Source organism: Enterobacter sp. HNDS-6 (assembly GCF_039850505.1).
Classification (GTDB): Bacteria; Pseudomonadota; Gammaproteobacteria; order Enterobacterales; family Enterobacteriaceae; genus Enterobacter; species Enterobacter kobei.
The window spans coordinates 93,057-119,169 of record NZ_CP156673.1 but is presented as its reverse complement, the minus strand read 5'-3'; the positions used below and the strand labels follow the sequence as shown (position 1 = coordinate 119,169).

The 26,113-nt window shown below is 55.1% G+C and carries 23 protein-coding genes; 12 read left to right on the top strand and 11 right to left on the bottom strand.

The window, feature by feature from the left end; genetic code table 11:
* Positions 1-21: 21 nt before the first annotated feature.
* Positions 22-1,464 (bottom strand): pyruvate kinase, encoded by a 1,443-nt coding sequence (pyk, locus tag ABFI50_RS00535; protein ID WP_008500455.1) that lies wholly within the window; start codon positions 1,462-1,464, stop codon positions 22-24.
* Positions 1,465-1,598: 134 nt separating this feature from the next.
* On the bottom strand, positions 1,599-2,474 hold the full coding sequence (locus ABFI50_RS00530; RefSeq protein ID WP_032629265.1) for a MurR/RpiR family transcriptional regulator: 876 nt from the start codon (positions 2,472-2,474) through the stop codon (positions 1,599-1,601).
* Positions 2,475-2,831: 357 nt separating this feature from the next.
* Here ABFI50_RS00530 and zwf point away from each other — a divergent pair, with 357 nt between their 5' ends.
* The 3 genes from zwf to kdgA all read left to right on the top strand — a co-directional run bounded on the left by zwf (position 2,832) and on the right by kdgA (position 7,034).
* On the top strand, positions 2,832-4,307 hold the full coding sequence (gene zwf, locus ABFI50_RS00525; RefSeq protein ID WP_014884309.1) for a glucose-6-phosphate dehydrogenase: 1,476 nt from the start codon (positions 2,832-2,834) through the stop codon (positions 4,305-4,307).
* A 234-nt stretch (positions 4,308-4,541) separates the two neighbouring features.
* Positions 4,542-6,353 carry a phosphogluconate dehydratase gene (gene edd, locus ABFI50_RS00520; protein WP_023330717.1) on the top strand — a complete coding sequence of 604 codons (1,812 nt, stop codon included), beginning with the start codon at positions 4,542-4,544 and terminating at the stop codon, positions 6,351-6,353.
* 39 nt (positions 6,354-6,392) lie between these two features.
* On the top strand, positions 6,393-7,034 hold the full coding sequence (gene kdgA, locus ABFI50_RS00515; RefSeq protein WP_014884307.1) for a bifunctional 4-hydroxy-2-oxoglutarate aldolase/2-dehydro-3-deoxy-phosphogluconate aldolase: 642 nt from the start codon (positions 6,393-6,395) through the stop codon (positions 7,032-7,034).
* A 42-nt stretch (positions 7,035-7,076) separates the two neighbouring features.
* Here the strand turns inward: kdgA and purT are convergent, their stop codons facing one another.
* Entirely contained in the window at positions 7,077-8,255 is a 1,179-nt protein-coding gene (purT, locus tag ABFI50_RS00510) for a formate-dependent phosphoribosylglycinamide formyltransferase (RefSeq protein WP_045268897.1), read from the bottom strand.
* Between the two features lie 169 nt (positions 8,256-8,424).
* On the opposite strand from purT, the gene ABFI50_RS00505 reads away from it, so the two are divergent.
* Positions 8,425-9,075: a tellurite resistance TerB family protein gene (locus ABFI50_RS00505; protein WP_023338434.1), complete on the top strand. Its 651-nt coding sequence runs from the start codon at positions 8,425-8,427 to the stop codon at positions 9,073-9,075.
* Between the two features lie 85 nt (positions 9,076-9,160).
* Positions 9,161-11,221, top strand: a complete 2,061-nt coding sequence (ptrB, locus tag ABFI50_RS00500) for an oligopeptidase B (protein WP_045268896.1) — start codon at positions 9,161-9,163, stop codon at positions 11,219-11,221.
* Here ptrB and exoX read toward each other — a convergent pair.
* From exoX to ABFI50_RS00485, 3 genes are all read right to left on the bottom strand, one after another.
* Positions 11,218-11,880, bottom strand: a complete 663-nt coding sequence (gene exoX / locus ABFI50_RS00495; protein WP_014884303.1) for an exodeoxyribonuclease X — start codon at positions 11,878-11,880, stop codon at positions 11,218-11,220. The genes ptrB and exoX overlap by 4 nt on opposite strands.
* 24 nt (positions 11,881-11,904) lie before the next feature.
* Positions 11,905-12,555, bottom strand: a complete 651-nt coding sequence (locus ABFI50_RS00490; protein WP_248217623.1) for a carbon-nitrogen hydrolase family protein — start codon at positions 12,553-12,555, stop codon at positions 11,905-11,907.
* Between the two features lie 110 nt (positions 12,556-12,665).
* Positions 12,666-12,896, bottom strand: a complete 231-nt coding sequence (locus tag ABFI50_RS00485; protein ID WP_013096102.1) for a DNA polymerase III subunit theta — start codon at positions 12,894-12,896, stop codon at positions 12,666-12,668.
* 137 nt (positions 12,897-13,033) lie between these two features.
* Between ABFI50_RS00485 and yobA the strand changes: the two genes are divergently transcribed.
* Genes yobA through ABFI50_RS00470 form a run of 3 tightly spaced genes read left to right on the top strand, consistent with a single transcriptional unit; the run spans position 13,034 to position 14,631 of the window.
* Positions 13,034-13,405 (top strand): CopC domain-containing protein YobA, encoded by a 372-nt coding sequence (gene yobA, locus ABFI50_RS00480; protein WP_063433488.1) that lies wholly within the window; start codon positions 13,034-13,036, stop codon positions 13,403-13,405.
* A 1-nt stretch (position 13,406) separates the two neighbouring features.
* On the top strand, positions 13,407-14,276 hold the full coding sequence (gene copD / locus ABFI50_RS00475; RefSeq protein ID WP_248217625.1) for a copper homeostasis membrane protein CopD: 870 nt from the start codon (positions 13,407-13,409) through the stop codon (positions 14,274-14,276).
* 16 nt (positions 14,277-14,292) lie between these two features.
* A complete protein-coding gene (locus ABFI50_RS00470) occupies positions 14,293-14,631 on the top strand; it encodes a YebY family protein (protein WP_014884299.1) in 339 nt (112 codons plus the stop codon).
* Positions 14,632-15,036: 405 nt separating this feature from the next.
* On the opposite strand, the gene ABFI50_RS00465 is transcribed toward ABFI50_RS00470, so the two are convergent.
* Positions 15,037-15,978: a VirK/YbjX family protein gene (locus tag ABFI50_RS00465; protein WP_045281182.1), complete on the bottom strand. Its 942-nt coding sequence runs from the start codon at positions 15,976-15,978 to the stop codon at positions 15,037-15,039.
* A gap of 167 nt (positions 15,979-16,145) precedes the next feature.
* On the opposite strand from ABFI50_RS00465, the gene pphA reads away from it, so the two are divergent.
* The gene (gene pphA, locus ABFI50_RS00460) at positions 16,146-16,790 is read left to right on the top strand and encodes a protein-serine/threonine phosphatase (protein WP_014884297.1); all 645 of its coding nucleotides are present in this window, start codon (positions 16,146-16,148) and stop codon (positions 16,788-16,790) included.
* 34 nt (positions 16,791-16,824) lie between these two features.
* Here the strand turns inward: pphA and ABFI50_RS00455 are convergent, their stop codons facing one another.
* The 4 genes from ABFI50_RS00455 to yebS all read right to left on the bottom strand — a co-directional run bounded on the left by ABFI50_RS00455 (position 16,825) and on the right by yebS (position 22,576).
* Entirely contained in the window at positions 16,825-17,064 is a 240-nt protein-coding gene (locus ABFI50_RS00455; protein WP_008500472.1) for a YebV family protein, read from the bottom strand.
* 106 nt (positions 17,065-17,170) lie between these two features.
* The gene (gene rsmF, locus ABFI50_RS00450; protein WP_347485135.1) at positions 17,171-18,613 is read right to left on the bottom strand and encodes a 16S rRNA (cytosine(1407)-C(5))-methyltransferase RsmF; all 1,443 of its coding nucleotides are present in this window, start codon (positions 18,611-18,613) and stop codon (positions 17,171-17,173) included.
* Positions 18,614-18,690: 77 nt separating this feature from the next.
* Entirely contained in the window at positions 18,691-21,324 is a 2,634-nt protein-coding gene (locus ABFI50_RS00445) for a PqiB family protein (RefSeq protein ID WP_014884295.1), read from the bottom strand.
* The gene (yebS, locus tag ABFI50_RS00440; RefSeq protein ID WP_063943272.1) at positions 21,293-22,576 is read right to left on the bottom strand and encodes a membrane integrity lipid transport subunit YebS; all 1,284 of its coding nucleotides are present in this window, start codon (positions 22,574-22,576) and stop codon (positions 21,293-21,295) included. The genes ABFI50_RS00445 and yebS overlap by 32 nt, the downstream gene beginning before the upstream one ends.
* A 132-nt stretch (positions 22,577-22,708) precedes the next feature.
* Between yebS and ABFI50_RS00435 the strand changes: the two genes are divergently transcribed.
* The 3 genes from ABFI50_RS00435 (at position 22,709) to prc (ending at position 26,057) form a co-directional block, all read left to right on the top strand.
* The gene (locus ABFI50_RS00435) at positions 22,709-23,206 is read left to right on the top strand and encodes a GAF domain-containing protein (protein WP_063433480.1); all 498 of its coding nucleotides are present in this window, start codon (positions 22,709-22,711) and stop codon (positions 23,204-23,206) included.
* 96 nt (positions 23,207-23,302) lie between these two features.
* Positions 23,303-23,989 (top strand): RNA chaperone ProQ, encoded by a 687-nt coding sequence (proQ, locus tag ABFI50_RS00430; protein WP_014884292.1) that lies wholly within the window; start codon positions 23,303-23,305, stop codon positions 23,987-23,989.
* Positions 23,990-24,008: 19 nt separating this feature from the next.
* Entirely contained in the window at positions 24,009-26,057 is a 2,049-nt protein-coding gene (prc, locus tag ABFI50_RS00425; protein ID WP_014884291.1) for a carboxy terminal-processing peptidase, read from the top strand.
* Positions 26,058-26,113: the final 56 nt, after the last annotated feature.

Here is a 26,113-nt window from a genome sequence, read left to right as displayed (position 1 = left end):
GGCGTTTTAATACAGATGCTGTTACTCGACGGTCATAACGCGGGTGGTGTTGGTTGAACCGATGGTGCTCATCACATCGCCCTGCGTCACGATAACGATATCACCGGACACCAGGTAACCTTTGTCGCGCAGCAGATTGACGGCATCGTGCGCGGCTGCCACACCGTCATTGGTGCTGTCGAAGTGCACCGGCGTCACACCGCGGTACAGCGCCGTCAGGTTCAGCGTACGTTCATGACGGGACATGGCGAAGATCGGCAGACCGGAGCTGATACGGGAAGTCATCAGCGCGGTACGGCCTGATTCGGTCATGGTGATGATCGCGGTAACCCCTTTCAGATGGTTTGCCGCGTACATGGCAGACATCGCAATCGCTTCTTCCACGTTGTCGAACTGCACGTCCAGACGGTGTTTAGAGACGTTGATGCTTGGGATCTTCTCTGCGCCCAGGCAGACACGCGCCATCGCGGCCACGGTTTCAGCAGGATACTGGCCCGCAGCGGTTTCCGCAGACAGCATTACCGCATCGGTACCATCCAGCACGGCGTTAGCGACGTCCATCACCTCCGCACGGGTTGGCATTGGGTTGGTGATCATGGATTCCATCATCTGGGTCGCGGTGATCACCGCGCGGTTCAGCTGACGTGCGCGACGAATCAGCGCTTTCTGGATACCAACCAGCTCAGGATCGCCGATTTCCACACCCAAGTCGCCGCGGGCCACCATCACCACGTCAGAAGCCAGGATCACATCGTCCATGGCGTCCTGATCGCAAACGGCTTCCGCGCGTTCAACCTTGGCAACGATTTTGGCATCACAGCCTGCATCACGGGCCAGACGGCGTGCATAGTTCAGATCTTCGCCACAGCGTGGGAAGGAGACTGCCAGGTAGTCAACGCCGATCAGAGCCGCAGTAACGATGTCCGCTTTGTCTTTATCGGTCAGCGCTTCAGCAGAGAGGCCGCCGCCCAGTTTGTTGATACCTTTATTGTTGGAGAGCGGGCCGCCGACGGTGACTTCGGTGAACACTTTCATCCCCTGAACTTCGAGCACCTTCAGCTGTACGCGTCCGTCGTCGAGCAGCAGGATATCGCCAGGCACCACGTCAGCTGGCAGGCCTTTATAGTCAATCCCGACTTTTTCTTTATCGCCTTCGCCTTTGCCCAGGTTGGCATCCAGCAGGAATTTATCGCCGATATTGAGGAAAACTTTACCTTCTTTGAAGGTGGAGACACGAATTTTAGGACCCTGCAGATCGCCGAGGATAGCGACATGGCGGCCCAGTTTAGCGGCGATCTCACGCACTTTGTCGGCACGTAATTTATGGTCTTCTGGCGTACCGTGAGAGAAGTTCATGCGCACCACGTTGGCACCCGCGGCGATAATCTTTTCAAGGTTATTATCGCGGTCGGTGGCCGGGCCTAAGGTGGTAACGATCTTGGTTCTGCGAAGCCTTCTGGACATGTAATACTCCGTTGACTGAAACAACTTTGGTGTTGCGTGAACATTGAATCGGCCTTCATCTGCCGCAAGGCAGCAAAGAGAGGACCGAATGCCGTAAATCATTACATCGTAATTATTGGTTACGTCTTCGTTATCTACTTTAAGGAAACATCGCTCTTTATGAGCAATTCTTTATCAAAACGCGATTCCTTCAGCGCTTCCTTGACTCGCTTCAAGTTATCTCTGAATTTTGCGCCCCGGCGCAAGGTAAAACCGGTCGCCAGCACGTCTATAACCGTGAGCTGTGCCAGACGGGAAACCATAGGCATATACATATCGGTATCCTCCGGGACGTCCAGCGTAATGGCGAGCGTCGCCTCTCGTGCCAGCGGCGTACCGGCGGTGGTGAGGGCGATCACCATGGCATCGTTTTCACGGGCCAGCTGCGCCAGTTCCACCTGACTTTTGGTGCGGCCAGTATGCGAAATGAGTACCACGACGTCATCTTCACTGCAATTCATACAGCTCATGCGTTGCAGCACAATGTCATCGGAATAAATCACCGGCACGTTGAAGCGGAAGAATTTATTCATGGCATCGTGCGCCACGGCGGCCGACGACCCTAGTCCGAAGAACGCGATCCGCTTGGCCTGGGTAAGTAAATCCACCGCACGGTTCACCGAACTCATATCCAGAGACTGACGAACGTGGTCAAGCGTGGCCATAGCTGACTCAAAAATTTTCGCCGTGTAGGCATCTACGCTGTCGTCTTCATCCACATTACGATTAACATAAGGGGTGCCGTTTGCCAGACTTTGTGCCAGATGCAGTTTAAAATCAGGAAAGCCGCGCGTTTCCAGGCTACGGCAGAAGCGGTTAACGGTCGGTTCGCTGACGCCTGCTTCCTGAGCCAGCGCGGCGATGCTTGAATGAATCGCCTGAGCGGGAGAGGCAAGAATGACTTCAGCCACTTTTCGCTCGGATTTGCTAAGGTGTTCCAGTTGATACTGGATTTTTTCAAGCATATTCATTGTTAACAGGGCGCTCGTGGGGGTGGAAACGATTTCATAAATGGATGAAATCTTCATTCGATTAGCCGATATTACCCCTGTGGCTTCCATAAAGGGTAACAGTCGACAAGATAATGTTGTTGTTTTTTTTCATTACTTGATCGATGTCGGGTTTTGCTATGACCCTGTTGCGCAAATTATCGACGCTTGTTGCGTCATAATGCCCCTTAATCGGCTGCAAGGCGAAAAATTGCCGTATCGCACGAGACGATAAGTGCTAATGGTTTCGGGAATGACGTAAAAGCAGTACAGTGCATTGTAATAAAATTACAACGATACCTGGCAGAAGTACCAGGTGATCCAACTGAGGAGAATGACATGGCGGTAACGCAAACAGCCCAGGCATGTGACCTGGTCATTTTCGGCGCGAAAGGCGATCTTGCACGCCGAAAATTGCTGCCTTCCCTGTATCAACTGGAGAAAGCGGGCCAAATTCATCCGGATACCCGTATCCTGGGGGTAGGGCGCGCCGACTGGGATAAGGACGCTTATACCAAAGTCGTCCGCGAGGCGCTCGAAACTTTCATGAAGGAAAAAATTGATGAAAGTTTGTGGGATACTCTGAGCGGTCGTCTTGATTTCTGCAACCTGGACGTCAATGACGTCAGCGCGTTTAACCGCCTGGGCGCCATGCTGGATCAGAAAAACCGTGTCACCATTAACTATTTCGCCATGCCGCCAAGCACTTTCGGCGCCATCTGCAAAGGTCTCGGCGAAGCCAAACTGAACGCCAAACCGGCGCGCGTGGTGATGGAGAAGCCGCTGGGTACCTCTCTGGCAACCTCGCGTGAAATCAACGACCAGGTGGGAGAGTTCTTCGAAGAGTGCCAGGTTTACCGTATCGACCACTATCTCGGTAAAGAGACGGTACTGAACCTGCTGGCGCTGCGTTTTGCTAACTCCCTGTTTGTGAATAACTGGGACAACCGCACTATCGACCACGTGGAAATCACCGTGGCGGAAGAGGTAGGTATCGAAGGCCGCTGGGGTTACTTTGACCAGGCAGGCCAGATGCGCGACATGATCCAGAACCACCTCCTGCAAATTCTGTGCATGATCGCCATGTCACCGCCGTCTGACCTGACGGCAGACAGCATTCGCGACGCCAAAGTCAAAGTGCTCAAGTCGCTGCGCCGCATCGACCGCTCCAACGTGCGCGAGAAGACCGTTCGCGGCCAGTACACTGCCGGGTTTGCGCAAGGCAAAAAAGTGCCGGGCTACCTGGAAGAAGAGGGCGCGAACAAATCCAGCAACACCGAGACTTTTGTGGCGATCCGCGTGGATATCGATGACTGGCGCTGGGCGGGCGTGCCGTTCTACCTGCGTACCGGTAAACGTCTGCCAACCAAATGTTCCGAAGTCGTCGTCTACTTCAAAAACCCGGAACTGAACCTGTTCAAAGAGTCCTGGCAGGAGCTGCCTCAGAACAAACTGACCATTCGTTTGCAGCCGGACGAAGGGGTTGATATCCAGATCCTCAACAAAGTGCCGGGCCTGGATCACAAGCATAACCTGCAGACCACCAAACTGGATCTGAGCTACTCCGAAACCTTCAACCAGACGCACCTCGCGGATGCTTATGAGCGTCTGCTGCTGGAAACCATGCGTGGTATCCAGGCGCTGTTCGTGCGTCGCGATGAAGTGGAAGAGGCGTGGAAATGGGTCGATTCCATTACCGAAGCCTGGGCAGCCGATCAGGATGCGCCAAAACCGTATCAGGCGGGCACCTGGGGTCCGGTTGCATCGGTGGCCATGATCACCCGTGATGGCCGCTCCTGGAACGAGTTTGAGTAGGATAATCCACTAGCCCGAAAGTGTTATTTTACCGGTAACATGATCTAACACAGCTAGTGGCACAATTTTTATTCTTTTAAGCGCCGCGTGGATTTCCCCGCGGCGCTTTTTTTATTACACTGCCGGAAGTGATTTTGCCCCAGAGCTCCGGACGGCAAGCGTTTCAGCGGTGTTAACAACTGCCAGCGACGTTGTAAACTCCTGAGCCCGGACAGATAAATTAGAGGAGCTTTTATGAATCCGACATTGTTACGCGTAACACAACGCATTATTGAGCGCTCGAAGGAGACCCGTTCGGCCTACCTCGCCCGGATTGAACAGGCAAAGAGCAATACCGTCCATCGCTCTCAGCTGGCCTGTGGTAACCTGGCGCACGGCTTCGCGGCCTGCCAGCCCGATGATAAAGCCTCCCTGAAAAGCATGTTGCGTAACAATATCGCCATTATTACCTCCTATAACGACATGCTCTCCGCCCACCAGCCGTATGAGGTCTATCCCAATATCATTCGTAACGCGCTGCACAGCGTGAATGCGGTAGGTCAGGTCGCGGGTGGCGTGCCGGCCATGTGCGACGGCGTGACCCAGGGGCAGGATGGTATGGAGCTGTCGCTGCTCAGCCGCGAAGTGATTGCAATGTCTGCTGCAGTAGGCCTGTCACACAACATGTTTGATGGCGCACTGTACCTGGGCGTGTGCGACAAGATCGTCCCGGGACTGGTGATGGCAGCGCTGTCGTTTGGCCATCTGCCCGCGATCTTTGTGCCGTCTGGCCCGATGGCAAGCGGTCTGCCGAACAAAGAAAAAGTGCGTATTCGCCAGCTGTATGCGGAAGGAAAAGCAGACCGTCAGGCGCTGCTGGAGGCGGAAGCCGCGTCCTACCATGCGCCGGGTACCTGTACATTCTACGGCACGGCCAACACCAACCAGATGGTGGTGGAATTTATGGGCATGCAGCTGCCGGGCTCGTCCTTTATCCAGCCGGATGCACCTCTGCGTCAGGCCTTGACTGAGGCCGCAGCACGTCAGGTGACGCGTCTGACCGGAAACGGCAATGAATGGATGCCGATGGGCAAAATGGTCGACGAAAAAGTGATCGTCAACGGTATTGTGGCTCTGCTGGCCACCGGCGGTTCGACCAACCACACCATGCACCTGGTGGCCATGGCGCGCGCGGCGGGCATTCTGATCAACTGGGATGATTTCTCTGAGATCTCTTCCGTGGTGCCGCTGATGGCACGTCTTTACCCGAACGGTCCGGCGGACATCAACCACTTCCAGGCTGCGGGTGGCGTACCGCTGCTGATGCGCGAGCTGCTGAAAGGCGGTTTGCTGCATGAAGACGTCAACACCGTGGCAGGCTTTGGCCTGCAGCGCTATACCCAGGAGCCGTGGCTGAACAATGGCGAGCTGGCCTGGCGCGACGGGGCGACCGCATCTCTCGATGCGCAGGTGATTGCCACCATCGACAAACCGTTCTCTCCTCATGGTGGCACCAAAGTGCTGAGCGGCAACCTCGGTCGTGCGGTGATGAAAACGTCTGCTGTACCGGAAGAGAACCAGGTTATTGAAGCGCCGGCTGTGGTGTTTGAAAGCCAGCACGACGTATTACCCGCTTTTGACGCGGGTCTGCTTGATAAAGACTGTGTGGTGGTAGTGCGTCATCAGGGGCCAAAAGCGAACGGCATGCCAGAATTACATAAACTTATGCCACCACTTGGTGTATTATTGGACCGCCGTTTCAAAATTGCGTTAGTGACCGATGGACGCCTCTCCGGTGCATCCGGCAAAGTGCCTTCAGCCATCCACGTCACGCCGGAAGCTTATGACGGCGGTTTGCTGGCGAAAGTGCGCGACGGTGACATGATCCGCGTGAACGGTCAGACAGGTGAGTTAACCCTGCTGGTGGATGAGGCAGAGCTGGCGGCACGTCAGCCACATATTCCTGACCTGAGCGCATCGCGCGTGGGGACCGGACGCGAAATGTTCAGCGCGCTGCGTGAGAAACTCTCCGGTGCGGAGCAGGGCGCAACCTGTATTACGTTTTAAGACGACTTGATTTTAACGATCTGGCGAGAGAAGACTCTGATGAAAAACTGGAAAACAAGTGCAGAAGCAATCCTGACCACTGGCCCTGTCGTGCCGGTTATCGTGGTAAACAAGCTGGAGCACGCTGTGCCAATGGCGAAAGCGCTGGTTGCGGGTGGCGTTCGTGTTCTGGAAGTGACCCTGCGTACCGCCTGCGCGATGGATGCGATTCGCGCTATCGCCAAAGAAGTGCCGGACGCCATCATCGGTGCGGGCACTGTTCTCAACGCGCAACAGCTGGCAGAAGTCACGGAGGCCGGAGCTCAGTTCGCTATCAGCCCTGGCCTGACCGAGCCGCTGCTGAAAGCAGCGACCGAAGGCACTATTCCTTTGATCCCGGGTATCAGCACCGTGTCTGAACTGATGCTGGGTATGGACTACGGCCTGAAAGAGTTCAAATTCTTCCCGGCAGAAGCCAACGGCGGCACCAAAGCGCTGCAGGCGATTGCAGGTCCATTCTCTCAGGTGCGTTTCTGCCCGACGGGCGGTATCTCTCCGGCGAACTACCGTGACTACCTGGCGCTGAAAAGCGTGCTGTGCATCGGGGGTTCATGGCTGGTGCCAGCGGATGCGCTGGAAGCGGGCGACTGGGATCGCATCACGAAACTGGCTCGCGAAGCGGTTGAAGGCGCGAAGCAATAAGTTTTTTATCGTATGAAAAACGGGCCTTTCGGCCCGTTTTTTTTATCCTGCTACCTCAACGTTCGCTGCCGCCGCTTTAGCGCGTGCGATGGCCTCGTCGACGTTATTCCCGGTTGCTAACGCCACGCCCAGACGACGGGTGCCGTCGATCTCCGGCTTACCGAACAAACGTACCTGTAACCCGGCGCCCGTTGCGCCCTCGACGTTATCAAACGTCACGTTCTGACTGGTCAGCTGCGGCAGGATCACCCCCGAGGCCGCCGGGCCGTACTGACGAATACCGCCAACCGGCAGGCCAAGGAAGGCGCGAACATGCAGGGCGAACTCGGAGAGATCCTGCGATATCAACGTCACCATACCGGTGTCATGCGGGCGAGGGGAGACTTCGCTGAAAATCACCTCGTCGCCGCAGACAAACAGCTCCACGCCGAACAGACCGTAACCACCTAACGCCAGAACGGTTTTACGGGCGATATCCTGGGCACGTTCCAGCGCCAGGGCGCTCATCTGCTGTGGCTGCCAGGATTCGCGGTAATCGCCATCCTCCTGGCGGTGACCGATCGGATCGCAGAAATGGACGCCATCCACGGCGCTGACGGTAAGCAGGGTGATTTCGAAATCAAACTTCACCACCCCCTCGACGATCACGCGGCCAGCTCCGGCACGGCCACCCTGTTGCGCATAATCCCAGGCTTTGTCCAGCGTGCTGCTGTCGCGGATAAAACTCTGTCCTTTTCCGGAGGAGCTCATCACCGGCTTAATGATGCACGGGTAACCCATCTCATCGACGGCCTGCAGGAATGCGGTTTTATCGCCCGCAAAACGGTAGCTTGAAGTGGGCAGCCCCAGCTCCTCTGCCGCCAGGCGGCGAATGCCTTCGCGGTTCATGGTCAGTTTCGCTGCGTTGGCGCAAGGCACCACGCGCTGACCTTCCTGCTCAAGCGCGATCAGCGTATCGGTCGCGATAGCTTCAATCTCCGGCACCACAAAATCCGGTTTCTCCTGCGTGATGAGTGTCCGCAGAGCTTCTCCGTCCAGCATGTTAATCACATAAGAACGATGGGCAACATGCATGGCGGGCGCGTCGGCGTAGCGGTCTACGGCAATCACTTCTACCCCTAAACGCTGGCACTCAATGGCGACTTCTTTCCCCAGCTCGCCCGATCCTAACAGCATCACACGCGTCGCCGCAGGTCGCAGCGCGGTTCCTAAACGAGTCATAACATTCCCCCTGAAAAAGATGCGCGCAGTATAAACGAAAACGTTTGCGTCTGTCTTGCGCAGGGCAAAAGGGCCGACGAGAAATTTGCGCTTCTTTAGCCTCGACGGACATTTCCTGACGCCTGCTCGCTTACGCTGTGGAAATGTTAACCGTTAAGTGAGGGAAACCATGTCAGGCTGGTTAAATCAACTGCAATCCATGTTAGGGCAGAAAACATCAGGTTCAGGCGACCAGGGGCTCAGCAAACTGCTGGTACCGGGGGCGCTCGGAGGGCTGGCAGGGCTGCTGGTCGCCAATAAATCCTCACGTAAGCTGCTGGCAAAGTACGGTACCGGCGCGTTGCTGGCCGGTGGCGGCGCTATCGCCGGTACCGTGCTGTGGAATAAGTACAAGGACAGGGTACGCGCGGCGCACCAGGATGAACCCCACTTTGGGGAGGAGACTTCGCCGCTGGATCTGCGTACGGAGCGGCTCATTCTTGCGCTGGTGTTTGCCGCAAAAAGCGACGGGCATATTGATGATAAAGAACGAGCGGCTATCGAGCAGCAGATGCGAGAAGCCGGCGTGGAGGAGCAGGGCAGAACGCTGGTGGCGCAGGCCATTGAGCAGCCGCTCGATCCGCAGCGTCTGGCGCAAAGCGTGCAGAATGAGGAAGAGGCGCTGGAACTCTATTTCCTGAGCTGTGCCGCCATTGATATTGACCACTTTATGGAACGCAGCTATCTCAACGCCCTGGGCGATGCGTTGAAAATTCCTCAGGATGTTCGCGAGGGGATCGAGCAGGATATCCGGGAGCAAAAACAGACGCTACAGGGCTAGCTATCGCTGATGTAGCCATGTTTCGCTTGCATCATGCGCGGGTTTTGCCAACCTTATAGGGTGTAAAACTTAAAAGAATGATGTCATGCCACCGAAAGCCCGACGTACTCCGTATGCGATTACCACCCATGGCGATACGCGTATAGATAACTATTACTGGCTACGGGACGATTCACGTTCCCGCCCAGAGGTACTCGACTACCTGCATGAAGAAAACGATTACGGTCGCAAGGTCATGTCCAGCCAGCAGGCGCTTCAGGACCAGCTGCTGAACGAAATGGTGCAGCGCATTCCTCAGCGCGATATCTCCGCGCCCTGGACCAAAAACGGCTATCGTTATCGGCATATCTACGAGCCCGGCAGTGAATATCCCATCTATCAGCGACAGTCGGTATTAAGCGCCGAGTGGGATGAATGGGATATTCTGCTGGATGCCAACCAGCGTGCCGCCCACAGCGAGTTTTATACGCTGGGCGGTATGTCCATCTCCCCGGATAACACCATTATGGCGCTGGCGGAGGATTATCTCTCCCGTCGTCAGTATGGCCTGCGATTCCGCAATCTGGAAACCGGTAACTGGTATCCGGAAATGCTGGAAAACGTCTCCCCGGATTTTGTCTGGGCGAACGATTCCGAGACGGTCTACTACGTTAAAAAGCACGCCGCCACGCTGCTGCCTTATCAGGTGTGGCGCCACAGTGTAGGCACGGACTCTGCCGATGACGAACTGGTGTATGAGGAGAAAGACGAAACGTTTTATGTCAGCCTGCATAAAACGTCCTCGCGCCACTATGTGATTATCTTTCTTGCCAGCGCAACCACCTCAGAGGTGCTACTGCTGGATGCCGAGCTGCCTGATGCCCAGCCGCTCTGCTTTCTGCCACGCCGAAAAGACCATGAGTACAGTCTGGATCACTTCCAGCACAGCTTTTATCTGCGCTCAAACCGCGAGGGAAAAAACTTTGGCCTGTATAAGACCAAAGTGCGCGACGAGCGCAAGTGGGAGGTGCTTATTCCCGCGCGGGAACAGGTGATGCTCGAAGGGTTCACGCTGTTTACCGACTGGCTGGTGGTGGAAGAGCGTCAGCGGGGGTTGACCAGTATCCGGCAAATCAACCGCAAAACGCGCGAGGTGATAGGGATCGCGTTTGACGACCCGGCCTACGTCACCTGGATTGGTTTTAATCCTGAGCCTGAATCGTCCCGGCTGCGCTATGGCTACTCGTCGATGACCACGCCGGATACGCTGTTCGAACTGGATATGGATACCGGCCAGCGCCAGGTGTTGAAGCAAACAGAAGTGAAGGGATTTGAATCCGACAATTATCGTAGCGAACACCTGTGGGTTACCGCGCGCGATGGTGTCGAGGTGCCGGTTTCGCTCGTGTATCACAAGGCGCATTTTCAGAAAGGTAAAAACCCTGTCCTGGTTTACGGCTACGGCTCCTATGGTTCCAGCATGGATGCCGACTTCAGCAGCAGCAGATTAAGTCTGCTCGATCGCGGCTTTGTTTTTGCCATCGCTCATATTCGCGGCGGCGGTGAGCTGGGCCAGCATTGGTATGAAGACGGGAAATTCCTGAAAAAGCAAAACACGTTCAATGATTATCTCGACGTTTGCGACGCCTTAATTGAACAAGGCTATGGCGATCCGCAGCTCTGCTTTGGCATGGGCGGCAGCGCGGGCGGCATGCTGATGGGCGCTGTGATCAATCAGCGTCCCGAGCGTTTTAAGGGCATCGTTGCGCAGGTACCGTTTGTCGATGTGGTCACCACCATGCTCGACGAATCTATCCCGCTGACGACCGGGGAGTTTGAAGAGTGGGGGAATCCACAGGATGAAACCTATTATCGCTATATGAAAGCGTACAGCCCGTACGATAACGTGGAAGCGAAAGCCTACCCGCACATGCTGGTGACCACCGGTTTGCACGACTCACAGGTGCAGTACTGGGAACCGGCGAAATGGGTGGCGAAGCTGCGGGAACTGAAAACCGACGACAACCTGCTGCTGCTCTGTACCGATATGGACTCCGGGCACGGAGGGAAGTCGGGGCGGTTTAAATCTTATGAAGGGGTGGCGCTGGAATACGCCTTTTTGATCGGCCTGGCGCAGGATACGCTTCCAGGCCAGGCTGAACGTTAAGCTTCACCCAGATAATGCTTCAGGGTTAAGCGTAGCTCCGGGCTCATCTTGTCGAGGTTGTTATACAGCCAGCGCAGATAGCCCGGATCTTTATCCGCAATATCCGATACTGCTCTGCCGCGGTATTTTCCGAAGGTGAACGTCGTCAGCAGTGCAGGACGGCCGGTAATCGTCGCCATATCATCCGGTGTCCAGCCGGAAGTATTCATAATATCGATCAGCAGCGCAGCGGTGATATAGCAGTCATACAGCGCGCGGTGATGGTGAAGCCCTTCAGGCGTTCTGACGCTGAGCTTGCGGGATTTATACAGCGCCATATTGCTGTATTTGATCCCCGGCCACAGGCGACGCGCCAGCTTCATGGTGCAAATCCACTCCCCGGGCATGTCGGGGAGAACCCGACGGTCGAAGCTGGCGTTGTGGGCGACATACCACGGGCTGCCATAGTAGTGCGGGATAATGTCTTCTATCCAGGGTTTATCCGCCACCATTGATTCAGTGATGCGATGGATAGCCATGGCCTGCGGGCTAATAGGGCGATCGGGCCGCACCAGATGGCTCATCGGGTTGACTATTTTTCCGTCAACGACGTCGACCGAGGCCACCTCCACAATTCCGCCCTGAAGATCGCAAGTTTCGGTATCAATGACGCGCAGCATGAAAATCTCCTGAGCTTAAAACGCTTAGCCTAAAGGAATGATATCGCCTTGCCAACCCTGTCGGTTAAGCGTGCCGGTTAACAGCAGCTCGCCTTTATCCGCCCGCACGATCAACTGGCCTTTTTCATCCCATAATGCGCTGCCGTTGCTGGCGTTCGCCATTAATACCGCAATGGCATATTTGTGTGCAAAGCGTTGCAGGGTGCTGATGGACTGCCGCCAGCGGTTGTCCCTTACCGACTGGCTGCTGGTGAACAGCGTTGCCTGCGGATCGAGATTGGGGGAATCGCCCTGCGCATCAATGATGGTGAGCTGTTTATCCCCCGGAACCAGGCTCGCACCGCCGCCTTGCGGATAGCGCACGATGCTCGGCCGAGAGGGCGTAAAGAGCACGAGACCTTTCTGACGCTGGCCATTCCGCTCAAGGGGAAGCCCGGCAATAACGCTAATCTGGTAAAAATGTGCCGCATCAAGCAAGGGTTCCAGCTGTGCGTCGCACGGTGGGGGAGGTAACGTCGTTGTGCCTGAGCCGGTTAAGGAGAGTTCCGGGAAGACCAGCAGATCGCACTGCTGCTGTGCCGCTTCGGCAATGAAGCGTAGGTGGTGGGTAACGTGTTCATCAACACTGTGATACTGCCCGCCATACTGGGCTGCCGCTATATTCCATTGTGACATCGTGACTTCCTTATACACTGAGTCGCAGGGATTTAAGAATACACCTAATTTAATCAGGGTTTTCTTATCCTGCCAGATTTCGCGTAAGGAAGTGTAACGACTCGTTAAGCTTATTTAACTTTAGGCTCGTACGGCAGACGAGAGAGGTTGACCGAAGCGAGACGGTGAGCAATTAATCTTTCCCGGAACCAGTCGCGCAAATGGGCGGGTTGTTCCCGTTCCACAACTTCAGCCACGATGGGCATGTTGTAACGCTCTTTGAACGCAACGCCAGCGGCTGCGAGATCGACATTAACTTTATCCATCTCGTCCTGAGGAAGGGCGGCCAGATTGATTTTCATTTCCTTCTCCTGTTTATGCGGCGGCAACGTTACCGCGATTGCGCGACGATGACAAGCGGAGGTGGGATGATCCTCGACTCGTCTATTATACAGCGTTATTCTTTAGCATACAGACATAACAAAAAGGAATGATCGCGATGGGATTATCCACTTCACGCACGGTATGCGCGCTGGTTTTTCTGGCATCAGTCATTATCTCGCCCGCTGTGCTGGCGCATGCGCATCTTAAACAGCAGAGCCCCGCAGCAGACAGCGTGGTGAGCGCTCCGCAGTCACTGACGCTGAATTTTTCGGAAGGTATTGAACCGGGGTTTAGCGATGTGGTGGTGACGGATGCGCACAAGCAGGTCGTCAAAACGGGAGCCGTAACGCGAGACGAAAAGAACAAGGCTCAACTGATCGTTCCGCTGGCGCAAACGCTGGCGACCGGAACCTACCGGGTGGACTGGCATGTGGTTTCCGTCGACGGCCACAAAACCAAAGGCAGCTATCACTTTAGCGTGAAATAGCATGCTGGCACTGGTCTATGTTGGGTTTCGCTTTATCCATTTCGCGGCGCTGATGCTCGTTTTTGGTAATGCGCTATACAGCGTCTGGTTGGCGCCTTCCTCTCTCCATCGTCTGATGGCTCTGCGTTTCGCGCTACAGCAGCGGGTGGCATCTTTAATCACCCTGGCCGCTGCGCTTCTGATGTTCATGCTTCAGGGCGGATTAATGGGCGATGGCTGGGGAGATGTGTTTAACCCGCAAGTCTGGCACGGCGTACTGGGGACGCAGTTTGGCAGCGTCTGGCTGTGGCAAATTATCCTGGCTTCCATTACGGTTGCTGCCGCGTGGCTTGCGCCGCTGAAAGGCTCCCGGCTGCTACTGCTCGCAATGGGGCAGTTTGTCCTGCTGGCAGGGGTAGGCCACGCGACGATGAACGAAGGTCCGTTGGGGGCTGTGCAGCGTCTCAATCATGCCGTTCATCTGTTATGTGCCGCAACCTGGCTCGGCGGATTACTGCCGCTGCTGTTCTGCATGCATCTGGCAAAAGGGCGCTGGCAGAACGCGGCCATCTACACCATGATGCGTTTCTCGCGCGTAGGCCACTATGCCGTCGCGGGCGTGCTGCTCACAGGGACGATCAATTCGCTCTTGATTCTGGGCGTCCATATTCCCTGGCAGGCTGGCTACGTGCAGCTTTTATTGTTCAAATGTGCGCTGGTGGCGTTGATGGTGGCAATTGCGCTGGCAAATCGGTATTTTCTGGTGCCACGGTTTCGTCCGGATTCCGGGTGGGCACAACAGCTTTTTATCAGGATGACACAGGCAGAAGTGGTGCTGGGAGCGCTGGTTCTGGCAGCGGTCAGCCTGTTCGCCACCTGGGAACCCTTCTGACAAGGTTAACTAACATATGAAAAAAACAGTACTTTCGCTCTTATTGCTGGCCTGCACGGGGAGCGCTCTGGCCGCGCCGCAGGTGATCACCGTCAGCCGTTTTGAAGTGGGTAAAGACAAGTGGGCGTTTAATCGCGAAGAGGTGATGCTGACCTGTCGTCCGGGCCATGCGTTATACGCGATCAACCCGAGTACGCTGGTGCAATACCCGTTGAATGAGGTTGCAGAGCAGCAGGTGGCCAGCGGCAAGAGCAGCGGCCAGCCCATCAGCGTGATCCAGATTGATGACCCGGCTCACCCAGGGCAGAAGATGAGCCTGACACCATTTATCGAACGCGCTGACAAGCTCTGCTAGCGTTCAGGTTTCCAATAAAAAACCGCAGATGCTCGCGAAAGCACTGCGGTTTTTTGTTTTTGATGATGATTTAACGCTTTTTTTCTGGCCGCTTTAACTGTGGACTGGAAAACCTGGCGTCGTCATCTATTCTTAAAAGGCAAGGCGACTTAGCCTGCATTAATGCCAACTTTTAGCGCACGGCTCTCTCCCAAGAGCCATTTCCCTGGACCGAATACAGGAATCGTATTCGGTCTCTTTTTATCTGTATGAAAGACAATACGTTACGTCTTTTATCATCTTTATACAGCGGATGCATCCTGTGCGACTTCGTAAAACATATCACAACACCGCAGGCGGAAGTCCAGCCCTTTTTGCCTGTTTTGTTAAATTTTTGTGAGCAATTAAGGAAAGTCAGCGCCGTGCTTAAAAGCGGGATTTTACCGACGCCTCAATTTCATCAAGCAATTCAAAACGACGGCGGTATTCCGCACGCTTCTTGCTCGCGATCTCGTCGAGAGATTTGCGTTCCATCTGCAGCGGGAGCTGCCAGCAGAAGCCGGAGACCTTTTTACCGCCCAGAGAATCCCAGAATTCGTCATAGCTGGCGTGGAAATGGCGGCCTTTGCTGAGGCGATAGCGCAATGCGCGGAAAACGTGTCCCTCGTCGCTGACGGCAAAAATCGCCTTAACAGATGACTGTAAGGCCAGCTGGAAAAGAACTTCCATCAGCACGCGTTTAGGAAACAGGCCGTGACAGGCGCGGGTGGATTGTTTAATGACGTCCCGCGACACGCAGCGGCGGGGGCCCTGAAGCCCGCCAATCACTATTACGCGTTGTCCGTTGCTGCGGGCTACGCTAAAGGTCAGGCTGGCAAGCAGCGTATCCTCGTTATCGCGCAGCCACAGCGTGCTCTCACCTTCGCGCTCGGCTTTCCCGGCAGAGGATGCATTAACCGTATAGATCACGCCCTCTTTTGCATGGAACTGAACAACGGTTTGTTCCTGCGGGCTGGTCAGCGCCTGGGCGAGGGCGCGCTCTTTCAGGCTATCGATCCAGTAATAATGGTTAACGATAGCGTCGGCGCGATCGTTCGCGGTCAGGCCACGCATCAGATACTGCCGATGGGTCTTGCTGGGCAATGTAATTTGAGCGGCGAGAAGTTTGTCGAAATCGTCACGCCCTGAAAGGGCTTCCAGCATGCGACGGGTGGAAGTCCAGAACAGAAGCGAACGTAAAAGGAACTTCAGCCGATAATCGCGTTTTCGCCAGATGGGTCCCGGGACACGTTCGCCGTTCACCAGCTCGGAAATTATATTTGTGCGATGTGGGTAGAACACATCGTTATGCAGGTGTGTATTAGACACGTGAAGATCCCTCGTTTTTTTCTGCCTCTATTCTAAGGAGCCAGGAATAAGGGATTAATAGCGTGAGGATCTTTATTTCTGGTTGGTTTACCGTTTGTTTGACTTTGTAAGGACCACTCCCGTCTTTTGCATTTTATACGGCGGCTATACTGTTTAAAGGAGGACTTATGTATCAGCGAATAGAGGGTGGGATGTGGCGTCACGTCTGGGTTGTCAGCGACATACATGGCTGTTATCAGTGGCTTATGGACGAACTGAAACGCCGCCATTTTAATCCGTATGAGGATTTGCTTATTTCCGTTGGCGATTTGATCGATCGCGGTCCTGACAGCGTAAAAACACTGCAGCTCATCAATGAGAAATGGTTCAGAGCCGTGCGGGGTAACCATGAGCAAATGGCAATGGATAGTCTGGACAATAATGATTCTGCGTTGTGGGCGATGAATGGTGGAGTGTGGTTTACGCGCCTTGATCGCGAGCAGCAGGCGCTGGCGCGAACGTTACTAAACGCCTGCCGCGAATTGCCGCATATTATCGAGATAACCTGCGCAAACGGTCTCAATGTTATTGCGCACGCAGATTACCCCGCCGCGGAATACCGCTGGCAAAAACCGGTGAGCGCCCAGCGCGTGCTGTGGGATCGCGACAGGTTGATGGGCTTTATGGTGGGCAAAGGGCAGGGGATTAGCGGTGCGGATCATTTCTGGTTCGGGCATACGCCCGTCGACAGGCGGTATGATTTTGATAACCTGCACTATATTGATACCGGAGCGGTGTTCGACGGTTACTTCACGCTGGCACAGCTACAGTAATAAATAACCCGCCTTCGGGCGGGTTCTCTTTAGGTCAGGCAAGGCGCATGACCCAGGCATCGGTTTTGCTATCGTAATGCTCACGGTAAAGAACAGAGTGTTCGCCATCAAGTATCGCCGGGACGCTGGTATCCGCATCCCATGCGTCGAGTTGCATGCACAAATCCGGGTCGGATTTGCAGGGAATACTTAACGTTCGATCGCCTTGTGCTTCGCCGCGCAGCTCTGCGTCGTCGATCTCAAAAGCGCCAATACGCACGCTGGTTTTCGTCATAGTGCTCTCCGGGTCGGTTTTCAGAATCTGGTATGACCAGTATGGGCATCCATTTTTGATCGTAGACAAGGAGAGCAAAATCGCCAGTAAAAAAATGCGCTTTTTTTTAGTCGGTGGGACTGTTACCCGTAAACAACCGGCCATCGCGGACCAACTCCCGCGGATAACTATTTTTCAGCCGCGAGCCGACCTTTTTCGCCAGACCCAACGGGAAGCCCTGATACGTCACAATAACCTCATCCTGAGACGGGGTAGTTTCCGGGTAAACGTCGCGACCACGATACCACTCTTCGGCTTCCTGATGCGTCAGTTCAAACGTGTTATCGCTGTCCGCCAGGGCGATGACCGCTTCGTGCTGCCAGCGGTACCCTTTTTTATGCACTTCCGCCAGGCGGATCCCGATACGTGAAAAACGGACTTTACCAATAAGCGGCTCAATGGGTGCCGGGAACAGCCATATCTCTTTATCACGCATCCAGAGGTGCAGATTCTCATCCCAGATCAGCCCAACCTTATTGGCGGCGGCTTTAAGTTGCACAGCATCGCGGCCTTTCAGCGGGGCGAACGGGAAATTGCCGACCTTAAATTTCGGGGCTGGCAGGGGAGCCACCGCCTGAGTTTTGCGCAGACGAGCCACAAAGAACCCTTCGCAGTCGTAAATCTGTGGGAACACGTGCAGGAAACCTTCCGGCGTGGCGGCCTCATCTGCCGTGGCAAACAGATCGTTAAGTGGCAGGAACTCAACGGCATCCGGGTATTGCGCTTTCAACCACAGACAGACGTCTTCGTTTTCATCGCGGTTGAGGGTACAGGTGGAGTACACCAGCGTGCCGCCGGGTCGCAGGGCGTGAAAGGCGCTGTCGATCAGTTCGCGCTGCGTGGCAGCGATCTCAAGATTGCTTTCCACAGACCAGTTCTTTAACGCATCGGGATCTTTACGCACCACCCCCTCACCGGAGCAGGGGGCGTCGAGCAGAATGGCATCGAACGCTTCCGGCAAGGCGGCGCCAAACACGCGTCCGTCAAAATGCGTCAGGGCGACATTCTGGATACCGCAGCGGCTGATGTTGGCATGCAAGACTTTCACGCGGCTGGCGGAAAATTCGTTGGCAAGAATCGCCCCGTGATTACCCATCCGGGCGGCAATTTGTGTTGTTTTCGAGCCGGGCGCGGCGGCAACGTCCATCACGCGTTCAGGTGCGTTGCCTTCTGCGAACAGGGCGGCAACCGGCAGCATCGAACTGGCTTCCTGAATATAAAACAGACCGCTCAGATGTTCTGCGGTACTTCCCAGCGGCACGGCATCTTCGTCATCGCGCTCGATCCAAAACCCCTCTGCACACCAGGGCACCGGCGTAAGCTGCCAGTGGTAGGGGGAAACCAGCGTCAGAAAATCATCAATGCTGATTTTCAGCGTGTTGACGCGAATGCTCCGGCGTAACGGACGCTGGCAGGCGGCGATAAAATCATCTAACGACAGGTGAGAGGGAAGCGCCTCGCGCATTTGCGAAAGGAATTGTTCAGGAAGAAATACGGAGTTTTGAGCCACGTGCACACCACAGGGAAAAGTTCAGGTGCGCAGTGTAACATAAAGGCTCCGGCGCGTTGACACCGGAGCCTTTCAGATTAACGCGGCAGGGCCGTTCCCCATTCACGCCACTCTTTCGGTTCGCTTTCGAGCAGCAGGAAGTGTTTCCCCGACTGCGCTTTTGGCGCCAGTGGCGTGCCCGGCGGGGTGGCAAACGCAATACCGCCACGGATGAACTGGTTGAAGGTACCGGTTTTCACCACGCCCCCCGTCAGGCCGAAGTCCAGCGAGTAGCCAGATGCCAGCCAGAATACTGAGTTATTTCGTACCAGGTGCTGGTAACGGTCGCTGATACGTAACGCCACCATTACACGATCGGAGAGCGTACCAAGCGTCAGACCCGTTACCGTACCTACCTCAATACCGCGGAACAGAACCGGCGTGCCGATGCCAAGTGAGCCTGCTTCCGGGACTTCCACCACAATGCTCAGGCCACCGAGGTAGCGCGAATCGGTGATGGTGGCTTCCTGCAGTTCGAAATCACGCCGTGCATTGCCCTGGCCGGGTTCGACGTTGATATAGGGCTGCAGAATAGTGTCGAGATGTTCAACGCCTGCGGCCGAAATCTGCGGCGTCACCACCGAGAAGCGGGAACCGGTGCGGGCGAAGGTCTGCACATATTCCGGGTAGAGCACCGCGGTGGCCTGTACCTCGTTGCGGGAGGTGATCAGCGTCAGCTTCTGGATCTGGCCGATATCAATGCCCAGGTAGCGAATCGGCATGCCTTCCGCCAGCTTACCGGCATCAAACGCATGCAGGGTAATCTGCCCACCCACGGCACGCGCGGCGGTTTCGGACGGGAAGAGAATACGCTTATCGCCCTTACGCAGGTTTGCGCCTGCACCGCTGAGGTTATCGAAGCTAATGGCGCCGCGCAGCGCGCGTGAGAGCGGGGAGGCCTGCACGGTCAGCCCGTTACCGTTAAGCTGAACTTTCGCGCCGCCTTCGGCCCAGAAGACGCTGTTTGGCGTCAGCAGCTTGCGATACTCCGGCTTGATATGCAGTTCGATATCAAACGCGTCCGCACGCGGGCGAACGGCGATCACTTCCCCGACTTCAAACTTGCGATACAGCACCACAGAACCCGCCTGGACGTCCGGTAGCGTCTCGGCGCTCAAGGTCAGCGTGGTCGTCGGCAGATCGCTCAGGCTGTTTTCAATCGCTTTGTCCAGGTTGGCATACAGCGGGTAATTTTCGCGGATGGGGCCTTTATCGCCCGGCAAAATGCGAATGCCGCCGTTAACCCATTCGCTGGCACTGGCACCAAGGAACTCTACGCCGTCCAGGCCTACCTTCACATCGACGCGGCTGTTCACCACGAATTTACTGTCGCCATGGACGAGGTTGCTGTATTGCGGATCGATCGCTACCGAGAAGCTCACGCCGTTTTCGGAAAGCGTTCGCTCCAGAACCTGACCCACCTGGACACCGTGGAGGATCAGCGGCTGACCGGCTTCAATACCATAACTTTCGGGTGCATTTAGCGTAACCGTCACAACGCCCGGTTTTTGCAGCAGGGCTTTATCCGCCGGGGCGATCACGAAGTTATTGCTTGGCTTTCCTTCACCGGGGATCAGTTCAAACGTGTTGCCGGTCAGCAAAGTGCTGAGACTGGCATCGTTAAGAGAGAGCTTCGGACTGCGCATTTCGATACGCGTTTTCTCGCGCAGGAGATCGACCACGCTGGGGTCTACGGTCATTTCGCCCGTCACCGAGCCGCCAGGGTTGAGCGTCATTTTGGTGAGCTGACCTACCTGCAGACCCTGATACATCAGCGGTGTTGATCCGGCTTTCAGACCTTTCGCATCGGGCAGAACAAGTTTGACGATCACCCCTCGCTGGCTGTGCGCCAGATCAGCGTACAACCCGAACGTATCATCGGCAGCAGCAGGGCTGGAGTTCTCCGGGGAGTCAAAGGCAATCGCCCCGTTTACCAGCGCGGCCAGGCTCTCCAGCTTCACTTTAGCACCGCTCAGGCTGAGGTCGGCATCTACGCCAGACACGTTCCAGAAGCGGCTGCCTTTTTTCACCAGGTTGGTGAATCGCCTTTCGATCAGCACATCGATGGTCACGCCCTGTTTGTTAGGATTGATGGCGTAATCGTAAACGCGACCCACCGGAATTTTTCGGAAATAGACCAGCGAGCCACTGTTCAGTGAGCCGAGATCCGGCGCCTGCAGATGGATCATCAGATCGCCGTTATTGAGACGGTATTTTGGCTGCGTATCCAGCGCGACAAAGTGATCCTGCGGTTCGCCTTTGCCTGGCATCATACCGATGTAGTTACCGCCAACCAGCGCATCCAGCCCCGAGACACCCGCCAGAGACGCCTTCGGCGTGACCAGCCAGAACTGCGTTTCGCTGCGCAGCGCGTCCTGCATGTCCGATTTAATGCTGACCCGCACCTGAATTTTGTTCAGCCCTTTTCCGAGTGAGATGTCCTGAACCGTACCGACTTCAACCCCCTGAAAACGAACGGGGGTTCGTCCGGCGACGATGCCGTCGGCGGTCTGGAAATCAATGGTGACGGTACTTCCGCGATCTTCATAGCTCGTCCAGATAAGCCAGCCTGCAATCATCAGGGCGATGACAGGCAGCAACCAGAATGGCGAAATGCGGCGTTTAGTTTTAATTCTCGCTTCAGTCGGCGAAGCGGGGGTTTCCTGACTCATGTGCATCCCAAAGTAAGCGGCTATCCAGCCATTCCACAGCAAGAATAGTCAATATCACCGCAGAGCCGAAATAAAAAGCTGCGGGTCCCATAGTAAAAGCAAGTAACTGGTCGCGATTGATCAGCGACATCATCAGCGAAATCACAAACAGATCCAACATGGACCAGCGGCCAATCCAGGTGACGAATCGCAAAAGCAGTATTCGGGTTCGTAATCCTTGCTCACACTTAAAGTGAATGCTGATGAGCAGGGTGAACATCACCATTACTTTGGTAAAAGGAACCAGAATACTGGCGATAAAGACGATGGCCGCAACCCCAACGTTGCTGTGCGCCAGGGAGATAATGCCGGAGAGGATTGTATCCTCCTGACGGGCACCATTCACGTAAATGACGGAAATCGGCAGCATATTGGCGGGGATCAAGAACACCAGGGAGGCAATCAGCGCCGCCCAGCATTTTTGCAGACTGTTATTGCGTCGATGCAGCAAGGGTATGTGGCAGCGCGGACAGCGCCCACGGGGATCGGGCAACCCGGTGTAATGGCATCCCAGACAGACGCGGAGATTCTCATCCGGACGGGTGGCAGGGCGCTGAGGGTAAAAACGCTCCCAGAGTTGCTCAACGTTCAGGTGGATCAGCGTCAGGATGCTGAGCAGCACCAGGCAGATAAAGGCAAAAAGCCCGACGCCCGGCTGCAGAAAAGCATAATCCTGCACTTTAATTGATGCCACACCCACACCGACCAGATAGATATCCAGCATCACCCACTCTTTGAGTTTATCCAGCATCAGCAGCACCGGGCGAAGATTCATCCCCAGGATGTTGCCAAACCACAGATAGGCAATGGCTGCAACCAGCACCAGCGGCGCGCCAACGGTGCAAAACAGCACCATGGCAGCGGTAATCGGATCGCCCTGGCGGGTCATCTGCCAGATCCCCTGCAGCACGTTGGCATCAATGCGTACGCCAAGCAGGTAGAGCTTCAGCAGGGGCTCGGTCCAGGCGAAGGGCATCAGCAGCAGCATGGTGACGGCCATGGCGGCCAGACGGGTTAACGACCAGTCTCGGCCGTCACGAATTTTCGCGTCACATCGGGGGCAAAAGGCACTTTGGTGCGATTTCATCTTCGGCAACATAAAAAGCGTATCGCACTGGGGGCAACGCTGATAATGTGCACGAGGCAAAGCGTCTCTTACCGTATGGACCGTTATCTTTTTTGTCGGCGTAATTTTGGTTGTTTTTAAGGCCATCAGCTGCGCACAAATAAGTATTGTTGAACGTTATATTAACTCATGAACGGATTCATCTTGAGCATGAGCGCATTTAATGCTTATTTTAATAGGCTATGCGGTAATTTTGTAAGACAACTAAGTGATTGAATAATGAACAAAACAGAATTCTACGCGGATCTGAACCGCGATTTTAAGGCATTGATGGCGGGTGAGACCAGCTTCTTAGCCACTCTGGCAAATACTAGCGCATTGTTGTTCGAACGTCTCTCTGACGTGAACTGGGCTGGCTTTTACCTCCTGGAAGGTGACACGCTGGTACTTGGCCCGTTCCAGGGCAAACTGGCTTGCGTGCGTATTCCGGTAGGGCGCGGTGTATGCGGTACTGCGGTGGCCGAGAATCAGGTACAGCGTGTGGAAGATGTTCATGCGTTTGACGGGCATATCGCCTGTGATGCCGCCAGTAATTCTGAGATCGTACTGCCGCTGGTGGTAAGAAATCAGATTATTGGCGTTTTGGATATCGACAGCACCGTCTTCAGTCGCTTCTCAACCGAGGACGAGCAAGGGCTGCGCGAGCTGGTGGCGAATCTGGAAAACGTCCTTGCCGGCACCGATTATCAAAAATTCTTTGCGAGCGTCGCAGGATAATCAACGGATAACGTAGCATTTACTGATAGCGTCATTATAATGACGCCTGTTCATGCCTGCGCTTGTTGGCAACGTCCGTTGTAATCAGGAAATTTCATGGAAAATCAACCTAAGTTGAATAGCAGTAAAGAAGTTATCGCATTTCTGGCCGAGCGTTTCCCGCAGTGCTTCAGCGCGGAAGGTGAAGCTCGTCCCCTGAAAGTCGGTATTTTTCAGGATCTGGTAGCGCGCGTTGAGGGGGAAATGAACCTCAGCAAAACTCAGTTGCGTTCTGCCTTACGTCTTTATACTTCGAGCTGGCGTTACCTGTACGGTATCAAACCGGGCGCGACTCGCGTGGATCTCGACGGCAACCCTTGTGGTGAGCTGGACGAGCAGCACGTTGAACACGCACGCAAGCAGCTTGAAGAAGCCAAAGCACGCGTTCAGGCACAACGTGCAGAACAGCAAGCGAAAAAACGCGAAGCCGCAGCGGCAAACGGCCAGGAGGAAGCGCCTCGTCGTGAGCGTAAACCGCGCCCTGCGCCGCGTCGTCACGATAATAACGATCGCAAACCGCGTGCAGACAAACCAGCAGCCAAAGCCCCACGTGCGCCTCGTGAAGAGCCGCGCCATACCCCGGTTTCTGACATCAACGCGCTGAGCGTGGGTCAGGCGCTGAAGGTCAAAGCGGGCAACAATGCTATGGACGCCACCGTACTGGAAATCACCAAAGATGGCGTTCGTGTACAGCTGACTTCTGGTATGTCAATGATTGTACGCGCAGAACACTTGTTGTTCTGAAACGGAGGCCAAGCCTGGCATGAACACTTTTTTTAAGCTCACCGCGCTGGCGGGTCTGTTTGCTATAACAGGCCATGCTTTCGCAGTGGACGATATCACGCGCGTTGATCAAATTCCGGTACTCAAGGAAGAGACGCAGCACGCGACGGTGAGCGAGCGCGTGACGTCTCGTTTCACCCGCTCGCACTATCGTCAGTTCGATCTCGATCAGGCCTTTTCGGCCAAAATCTTTGACCGCTATCTGAACTTGCTGGATTACAGCCATAACGTTTTGCTCGCCAGTGATGTCGAGCAGTTCGCTAAGCGCAAATCCGAGGTGGGTGATGAGTTGCGGTCAGGCAAGCTGGATCTTTTCTACGACCTCTACAACCTGTCGCAAAAGCGCCGCTTTGAACGCTATCAGTACGCCCTGAAAGTGCTCGAACGTCCGATGGACTTCACCGGCAACGACAATTTTAATCTCGATCGCAGCAAAGCGCCGTGGCCGAAAGATGAAGCCGAGTTGAATGCGCTGTGGGACGGAAAGGTCAAATACGACGAACTGAGTCTCAAGCTGACCGGCAAAGATGAAAAAGAGATCCGTGACACGCTGACGCGTCGTTACAAATTTGCCATTCGTCGTCTGGCGCAGACCAACAGTGAGGATGTCTTCTCTCTGGCGATGACGGCTTTCGCGCACGAAATCGATCCGCACACCAACTATCTCTCCCCGCGCAACACCGAACAGTTCAATACCGAAATGAGCCTGTCTCTGGAAGGTATCGGTGCGGTACTGCAGATGGACGATGATTACACCGTGATCAACTCCATGGTGGCGGGTGGCCCGGCCTCCAAAAGCAAAGCGATCAGCGTAGGTGACCGCATTGTCGGGGTCGGACAAACCGGTAAAGGCATGGTCGATGTCATTGGCTGGCGTCTTGACGACGTGGTTGCGCTGATTAAAGGTCCGAAAGGCAGCAAAGTTCGTCTGGAAATTCTGCCTGCGGGTAAAGGCACTAAAACCCGTATCGTTACCCTGACTCGTGAGCGTATCCGTCTGGAAGACCGCGCGGTGAAAATGTCGGTGAAAACCGTGGGTAAAGAGAAGGTGGGTGTCCTGGATATCCCAGGCTTCTACGTAGGGCTGACCGACGATGTGAAGGTTCAGCTGCAGAAACTTGAGAAACAGAACGTCAGCAGCGTCATCATTGACCTGCGCAGCAACGGTGGTGGTGCGCTGACAGAAGCGGTATCGCTCTCTGGCCTCTTCATCCCGTCTGGCCCTGTGGTTCAGGTGCGTGATAACAACGGTAAAGTCCGTGAAGATGCCGACAACGACGGTGTGGTCTACTACAAAGGCCCGCTGGTCGTGCTGGTCGACCGCTTCAGTGCGTCCGCGTCTGAGATCTTTGCCGCGGCAATGCAGGACTACGGCCGTGCGCTGATCGTGGGTGAGCCAACCTTTGGTAAAGGCACCGTTCAGCAGTATCGATCGCTGAACCGTATCTACGATCAGATGCTGCGTCCGGAATGGCCTGCGCTGGGTTCAGTGCAGTACACCATTCAGAAGTTCTATCGCGTCAACGGCGGCAGTACGCAGCGTAAAGGCGTCACGCCGGATATCATGATGCCGACAGGAACGGAAGAGACCGAAACTGGCGAGAAGTTTGAAGATAACGCGTTACCGTGGGACAGCATCAATGCTGCGACCTACGTGAAAGCGGGTGATATGACGCAATTTGGCCCTGAACTGCTGAAAGCGCATAACGACCGCATCGCGAAAGATCCGGAATTCCAGTACATCATGAAGGACATTGCGCGTTTCAATGCCCTGAAGGATAAACGGAATATTGTTTCTCTGAACTACGCCCAGCGTGAGAAAGAGAACAACGAAGACGATGCCACGCGTCTGGCCCGTATCAACGACCGCTTCAAGCGTGAAGGTAAGCCTCTGCTCAAGAAACTGGACGATCTGCCAAAAGATTACCAGGAGCCGGATCCTTACCTGGACGAGACGGTGCATATCGCCCTCGATCTGGCGAATCTGGAAAAAGATAAGCCTGCTGAGCAACCCGCTCCGGCGAAATAATCCCCCAACAGGCACAAGAAATTGTGCCTGTTTCTTTTTGTTCCGCATCCTTCCGT

Bases quoted from the DNA above. Each gene is read 5' to 3' on its own strand.
- pyk (WP_008500455.1), bottom strand. From the start codon at position 1,464: ATGTCCAGAAGGCTTCGCAGAACCAAGATCGTTACCACCTTAGGCCCG.
- ABFI50_RS00530 (WP_032629265.1), bottom strand. From the start codon at position 2,474: ATGAATATGCTTGAAAAAATCCAGTATCAACTGGAACACCTTAGCAAA.
- zwf (WP_014884309.1), top strand. From the start codon at position 2,832: ATGGCGGTAACGCAAACAGCCCAGGCATGTGACCTGGTCATTTTCGGC.
- edd (WP_023330717.1), top strand. From the start codon at position 4,542: ATGAATCCGACATTGTTACGCGTAACACAACGCATTATTGAGCGCTCG.
- kdgA (WP_014884307.1), top strand. From the start codon at position 6,393: ATGAAAAACTGGAAAACAAGTGCAGAAGCAATCCTGACCACTGGCCCT.
- purT (WP_045268897.1), bottom strand. From the start codon at position 8,255: ATGACTCGTTTAGGAACCGCGCTGCGACCTGCGGCGACGCGTGTGATG.
- ABFI50_RS00505 (WP_023338434.1), top strand. From the start codon at position 8,425: ATGTCAGGCTGGTTAAATCAACTGCAATCCATGTTAGGGCAGAAAACA.
- ptrB (WP_045268896.1), top strand. From the start codon at position 9,161: ATGCCACCGAAAGCCCGACGTACTCCGTATGCGATTACCACCCATGGC.
- exoX (WP_014884303.1), bottom strand. From the start codon at position 11,880: ATGCTGCGCGTCATTGATACCGAAACTTGCGATCTTCAGGGCGGAATT.
- ABFI50_RS00490 (WP_248217623.1), bottom strand. From the start codon at position 12,555: ATGTCACAATGGAATATAGCGGCAGCCCAGTATGGCGGGCAGTATCAC.
- ABFI50_RS00485 (WP_013096102.1), bottom strand. From the start codon at position 12,896: ATGAAAATCAATCTGGCCGCCCTTCCTCAGGACGAGATGGATAAAGTT.
- yobA (WP_063433488.1), top strand. From the start codon at position 13,034: ATGGGATTATCCACTTCACGCACGGTATGCGCGCTGGTTTTTCTGGCA.
- copD (WP_248217625.1), top strand. From the start codon at position 13,407: ATGCTGGCACTGGTCTATGTTGGGTTTCGCTTTATCCATTTCGCGGCG.
- ABFI50_RS00470 (WP_014884299.1), top strand. From the start codon at position 14,293: ATGAAAAAAACAGTACTTTCGCTCTTATTGCTGGCCTGCACGGGGAGC.
- pphA (WP_014884297.1), top strand. From the start codon at position 16,146: ATGTATCAGCGAATAGAGGGTGGGATGTGGCGTCACGTCTGGGTTGTC.
- ABFI50_RS00455 (WP_008500472.1), bottom strand. From the start codon at position 17,064: ATGACGAAAACCAGCGTGCGTATTGGCGCTTTTGAGATCGACGACGCA.
- ABFI50_RS00445 (WP_014884295.1), bottom strand. From the start codon at position 21,324: ATGAGTCAGGAAACCCCCGCTTCGCCGACTGAAGCGAGAATTAAAACT.
- yebS (WP_063943272.1), bottom strand. From the start codon at position 22,576: ATGGCCTTAAAAACAACCAAAATTACGCCGACAAAAAAGATAACGGTC.
- ABFI50_RS00435 (WP_063433480.1), top strand. From the start codon at position 22,709: ATGAACAAAACAGAATTCTACGCGGATCTGAACCGCGATTTTAAGGCA.
- proQ (WP_014884292.1), top strand. From the start codon at position 23,303: ATGGAAAATCAACCTAAGTTGAATAGCAGTAAAGAAGTTATCGCATTT.
- prc (WP_014884291.1), top strand. From the start codon at position 24,009: ATGAACACTTTTTTTAAGCTCACCGCGCTGGCGGGTCTGTTTGCTATA.